Origin of the sequence: Thalassotalea sp. G20_0 (assembly GCF_017744175.1) — a bacterium.
In the GTDB taxonomy this organism is placed as follows: domain Bacteria; phylum Pseudomonadota; class Gammaproteobacteria; order Pseudomonadales; family Endozoicomonadaceae; genus Endozoicomonas.
Window position 1 is genome coordinate 1 of the sequence record NZ_JAGHQV010000101.1, and the last position, 5,112, is coordinate 5,112.

Consider the following 5,112-nt stretch of genomic DNA (forward strand, 5'->3'; position numbering starts at 1 on the left):
GAGAAATTGAGGATAAAAATTTCTGATTCTGAGGAGAATAGCGGGGCTATTTGACGAAGAAGCAGGAATTTTTAGACCAATTTATCGCAACCGCAGTAGGGCAGTCTATTCTCGGACAGCCTCCTAGAGACCAGTGCGCCAGTAACGCTCGGTCGAATAGTGGCAGGTTGCTGTGTAAAGACTAGGTGAAATACAACGCATTTTGGACGAAGATTTTTGACCTGATGACAACCATAATATCACGCCTGTGATCGGACGGTATACTGCATTTTTGCAGATTCTCTGCAGTGGCAAGGTAGGGTTTATTTCCTTTTCAGCAGAACCAGAACAGAACCGGTGCCACCTTCGGAAGGCGGGGCAGAACAAAATGCCAGAACATCCGGTATCTGTTTTAACCAGTGATTGGTATGGCTCTTTAACGTCGATTGTCGTTCTTTGCTGCGGTGAGACTTACCATGAATGATGCGCACACAGGTGAGCCCACGGTAGCGGGAAACCTGAATGAACTCATGGATAAGATCTCTGGCTTCATCAATCTTATAGCCATGCAGGTCCACTTGAAACTGAACCGGGATCATCCCCTGACGCAGTTGCCTGAGCCTTGTGGTCTGGATTCCGGGCTGAGAGTATTCAATAAACTGTTCAGGATCGACAGGCTCAATCCAGGCGTCAGAGAGTGCAGCACCAGAGGATGGCTTGTCCAGCTCGGCAGCTTTGCGGCGAGCCCTTAGAGTGCTTTCCGGAATATCTGAATTCGTTTTGCGATGGATGCCAGAATGCGTCTTGTTGCCTTTTCTGCCAACCAATGGTCGTACATCCCTCATGGCTTCCTGAAAGCTTTGCTCGTCATCTCGCTCTGGCATAAAAATGGCTACTTATCACTGAGTAAGGTGGTTAACAGTTAACCGGAAAGGTATTGTACTAATTGTGCATGTATCATCAAACCACTTGAGAGTAGTTTCTGATTGAGATGATTTGATTTGTTAAAGTGATTCATTGAGTCATCGAATTATTGAAGTTGGTACAAATGACAATGATTCTTATCTTGACCGCCATTTGATTGGATGGCGTGCCGCCCAAAAAACGAAAACCGGCACGGAGGGATACCGTCGCACAGGAACTCTGGAACCTGAAATACCCAAGAGGCCGCTTTATCATTTGGATGATGGCATCCATTTTAATGGCTTTTTCACCGATGGTGCGGATTACCGGCATCATGGCCACCAGAATAATGGTGGCGATCGCGGCAATAGAGATAGACCGAGTGACGCGCCGATGGGGGTAGAATTTCGTCCAGGCTGGTGGCTGTGGTTTCTTCAATTTGCCTGCGAGTAATCGGATCAGCCATACGACGCTTGAATTCAGGGTCGTCTTCCAGCTCGACACCCCGGCGCATAACTGTAGAGGGAGAGAATAATGGTTCCCAGACGGAATAGAAACACCAAGAATCGATGCCAGGGTGATATAGGCATCAATCCCACTCAGTTGTGTCAGATAGTAAACAACAGCAGCGGAGAGCGGGCTGGCGGTAATGGCCAGCTGAGAAGCAATAGATGCAGCAGCCATTGGTCGTTCAGGTCGGATTTTGTTCTTCAGGGCGATATCGCCAATGATCGGCATCACCGAGTAAACCGAATGGCCAGTACCCAGCATACAGGACCCATCTCTCAGGGAGGTGGATCAGCCTCCTAACCCTGCCACATGGGTACCGTACAGTCCCTGTACGGAATGACAACGGATTAAAGCAACCGGCACTTTTGCCATGCGGCTTCCCTTAGCACTGTGTCCTGTGAGGAGGGAAAACCAAGTCAAAAAAACTAAGGTTAACAGTGATAGGTAGTATTCTTACTGCTTGAAAGTCCGATTGTGTTTAGAGAATGGCTTTTCACCCCTGTTTCTTGCAGATGTCCTAAAACCAGCAGGAGTCGTTTCCATGCCCTTACAGCGTTCCGCTTCTCTCCAAAACCTCGTACAATACGGGTACGTTCATGAGTTGGCCAGCAGAGCAGCTCCCAAACAACCAAGCATTGCGCAAGCCGCTTTGCGTTTTGCCAATGTCCATACATCTTTAGGCTCTGGTAATATTGGGGTTGGTCATTTAAGTGCTATAAAACCCTGGACACCCAGCCTACCTGATGCAGATGAGGTCAATGACATCATCCATGCATCACGACAGAAAAGAAAAAAATACAACTTCGAAGAATATATCTCAGAAGTTAAAAAAGTTAAGGCGGGTAACTGTGGCGAAAAAAGCAATCTTGCTTGTTATTTTCTGTCACAACAACCCGGGCCACTGATTTACTACCGTGTTTCCCTCTGGCCGAATAGTCATTGCTTTGTGGTAATGGACCAGAAGCCCAGTGTAGAGGGGGTGTTCCCCGATAATTTTAACGATTGGAATGACCAAGCCGTAATTATTGATCCATGGGCCGGTATCTGTGCACCCGCAAGACACTACCCCGAACTCTGGCACATGAAGCTTGATACGATGGCCGCAGTGGGCATTGAGCTAAGAGCCCCTTCCCATGAAGAAGGCAATTGGCTGAAGGCTGATGTACCATATTGGAAAAACCTGCTGGGAAAAAATAAAAAATATGTGACCGCCAAACGCCCTCCGCTTCCATCCTGGTGTCGGTTGGTGTAGAGCCAGTCTATACCCGTCGCCTTTCAAATGATTACTTTGTTGGCGGCATTCATTCACCTTTAACGACCACCTTCAAATCGAAAGTTATGAGAAACTGTATTTGATTGAGCAGACAAAGTAGCAGTAGGTCTATGTACTGAATTGTTCAATTATTGAGTCCTGGGTTAGCCTGAGCTTTAAGCTGACACTCCTGCCGCCAATAATCGCTATGTACACATCTTCCCGGTTATCGATGAAAAACTATGAGCGATGTCACGTGATCCGTATGGTTCGTGATGTGGGAGGAGCAGAGTTGTGAGGCTCTGCCCTATCACGATTAGGTGCTCATTATGCAAATCATAAAAATGCAAAAAAGTAAGTAAGAGATTTCTAAATGGACTTGAATTCAAGTTGAAACCAAATTTTATTTTTTTGCTTTATTTGATTCTATTATAAAGGTTGCAGCTTGCTTACCAGCGACTTTTGCTTGTTCTCCATCACTGGAACTTTTGAAAGCCTTTTGGTAAGCATTCTGGTAAGCCTTTCCTATTTCGGACTGTGCCCAGGCTCGTTTGGCAGCCTTCCCCTTCTCGGACTGTCCGTAAGCCTTCCGGGAAGCCTTCCCTTTCTCGGATTGTTCGTAAGCTCGTCTGCGAGCTTTCCCTTTCCCGGACTGTTCGTAAGCTCGACTGGAAGCTTTCCCTTTCTCGGACTGACTGTAAGTTCGTTTGGTAGCCTTCCTTTTCTCGGACTGTCCGTAAGCTTTTTGGGAAGCCTTATACTTCTCGGACTTACGGTAAGCTTTCTGGTAAATCTTCTGGTAAGCCTTCCGTTGCTCTGACTGTTCTGAAGCCTTCCCTTTCTTGGACTGATCGTGGGCTGCTGCGGGCGTGGGGTGTAGGGGTTCACCAGAACCGGACAATTCAGGTGCTTTAAACTCAATAATTTTTGTTATAGCTTTCTTTTGTTTGTCTTTATTCAACGGACCAACAACAGCCATTGGACGTGATGATCGCTGAGAAAAATCAGCTAACGAATTTTCCTGGGGTAATTGCTGAGCTATTTGTTGAGAGTTTGTTGAGGTTAAATCTGTGGATGCAAAATCATTATCAACAGATTCACTGGCTGAATCACAACGTAAAATTTCATCAAGGTCTTCTGATGATAATTCAGGAGGCACTAATTCGTTTTCAGTGGATGGTAATTGAGAAATTGAAAAATCATTAATCGAACGTGGAGAAGATGGTGTGTTCTGACTTATTACTACCTCATTTAAATATCCGTGATTGAATGGACCCAGTATCTGCGTAGAATAGCCGACCATCCTTGGCTGTAAACTGGTAGCGCAACAAGGTGGTATAAAAGGTGTCTCTGCAGAATCCTGTAGACAGGAATCAACAGAAATGAACTTTGATTCTAAGTTAAGTCTATTCATTGAGCTATTGAACTATTGAAATATTGAATTACAGCTTAAGACCACTCTTTTTTATTAAAGTTTCTTCGTTACTCGACTTTAGAGTTCCCAAAGCCCCCTGTGTCAGCATAGTTGTCGCCTCGCCCGAATTTAGAAACCTAAACAAGGGGGCGGCCAATGAATGATCAATGGCCCGCTATTCAGAAGAGTTCAAAGAGTCCATCATTCAGAAGATGATGCCACCCAATAATGTGCCTGTTTCACAGCTGGTACTTGAGACTGGTATCTCTGATGTGACTCTGTACACTTGGCGAAAAAATGCTGTATCAAAAGGAGTGCCTGTGCCAGGCGATGGAAAAAATTCAGACCAGTGGAACGCGGAAAACAGAATAAAAAGGACACCCACTTTTTAAAAAGGAATAAAAAGGACACCCACTTTTAATAATAAAAAGGACACCCACTTTTTAAAGGAATAAAAAGGACACCCACTTTTTAAAAAGTGAAGAGAGTACGTCATTTATTCATTTTTTAAATGATAGTATTGATCATTGTAAGAATTTCTCATTCATACCAAACAGGAAGCGTAATAAAAAGGAGGAAATAAAAAGGACACCCACTTTTTAAAAAGGAAATAAAAAGGACACCCACTTTTTAATTAATAAAAAGGACACCCACTTTTTAAAAAGTGAAGAATAAAAAGGACACCCACTTTTTAAGGAATAAAAAGACCGAATAAAAAGCGAATAAAAAGGACACCCTTACACAGAATAAAAAGGACACCCACTTTTACTTTTAATAAAAAGGACACCCACTTTTTAAAAAGTGAAGAGAGTACGTCATTTATTCTTTTTTTAAATGATAGTATTGATCATCGTAAGAATTTCAAATTCATACCAAACAGGAAGCGTATAAAAAGCACTCAGCAACAGCCAGATAGAAGACACTATCAAGACAATATAAGAAAGAGCATTCAGAAAATTCTGGCCACATTAAAGTAAATGAAAATACGTTGATCAGGCAGGGTAGAGAGCACCGCTCACAGACATCCCATGAACCCAGCATTTTCCGGTGCTTT

At 44.0% G+C, this 5,112-nt stretch carries 5 protein-coding genes; 2 read left to right on the top strand and 3 right to left on the bottom strand.

The window, feature by feature from the left end; genetic code table 11:
* Positions 1-302 precede the first annotated feature (302 nt).
* On the bottom strand, positions 303-863 hold the full coding sequence (locus tag J7438_RS24430; protein ID WP_209203391.1) for a Smr/MutS family protein: 561 nt from the start codon (positions 861-863) through the stop codon (positions 303-305).
* 130 nt (positions 864-993) lie between these two features.
* Complete coding sequence (locus tag J7438_RS24435) at positions 994-1,653, bottom strand: anaerobic C4-dicarboxylate transporter family protein (RefSeq protein WP_286196903.1); 660 nt, start codon at positions 1,651-1,653, stop codon at positions 994-996.
* A 280-nt stretch (positions 1,654-1,933) separates the two neighbouring features.
* Between J7438_RS24435 and J7438_RS24440 the strand changes: the two genes are divergently transcribed.
* On the top strand, positions 1,934-2,644 hold the full coding sequence (locus tag J7438_RS24440) for a hypothetical protein (protein ID WP_209278662.1): 711 nt from the start codon (positions 1,934-1,936) through the stop codon (positions 2,642-2,644).
* Positions 2,645-3,047: 403 nt separating this feature from the next.
* Here the strand turns inward: J7438_RS24440 and J7438_RS24445 are convergent, their stop codons facing one another.
* Positions 3,048-4,058 (bottom strand): hypothetical protein, encoded by a 1,011-nt coding sequence (locus J7438_RS24445; protein ID WP_209278663.1) that lies wholly within the window; start codon positions 4,056-4,058, stop codon positions 3,048-3,050.
* Positions 4,059-4,225: 167 nt separating this feature from the next.
* On the opposite strand from J7438_RS24445, the gene J7438_RS24450 reads away from it, so the two are divergent.
* Positions 4,226-4,450, top strand: coding sequence for a transposase (locus tag J7438_RS24450; protein ID WP_209278664.1), 225 nt, complete (start codon positions 4,226-4,228; stop codon positions 4,448-4,450).
* The last annotated feature ends 662 nt before the right edge of the window (positions 4,451-5,112 follow it).